This is a genomic window from Mesorhizobium sp. M4B.F.Ca.ET.203.01.1.1 (assembly GCF_004791025.1).
Classification (GTDB): Bacteria; Pseudomonadota; Alphaproteobacteria; order Rhizobiales; family Rhizobiaceae; genus Mesorhizobium; species Mesorhizobium abyssinicae.
In genome coordinates, this window is the sequence record NZ_SRUO01000173.1 from 1 (window position 1) to 327 (window position 327).

Annotated in this window: 1 protein-coding gene; it reads left to right on the forward strand. The window is 67.6% G+C overall.

Annotated features, from left to right (window positions below; translation table 11 throughout):
- Window positions 1–327, forward strand: a 327-nt coding sequence (locus EN846_RS34170) for an LOG family protein (RefSeq protein WP_135928135.1), incomplete at both ends; no start/stop codon positions are given.

The window sequence follows — 327 nt, forward strand, 5'->3', positions numbered from 1 at the left end:
CGCGCGACGAGTACCTGTACACCAAGCAGGTGGGTTACGAGCTGGGCCTGCGCGGCCTGGACATCTGCACCGGCTTCGGCCCGGGCGCGATGAAGGGCCCGATGAAGGGCGCGACCATCGCCCATGCCAAGCAGCGCCGCACCGTCACGCGCTACATCGGCCTGACCGAGCCGGGCATCATCGCGGCCGAGTCGCCGAACCCGATCGTCAACCATCTGGTGATCATGCCGGACATCGAGAAGCGCCTGGAGGCCTTCGTCCGCATCGGCCACGGCATCATCGTGTTCGCCGGTGGCGTCGGCACGGCCGAAGAGATCCTGTACCTGC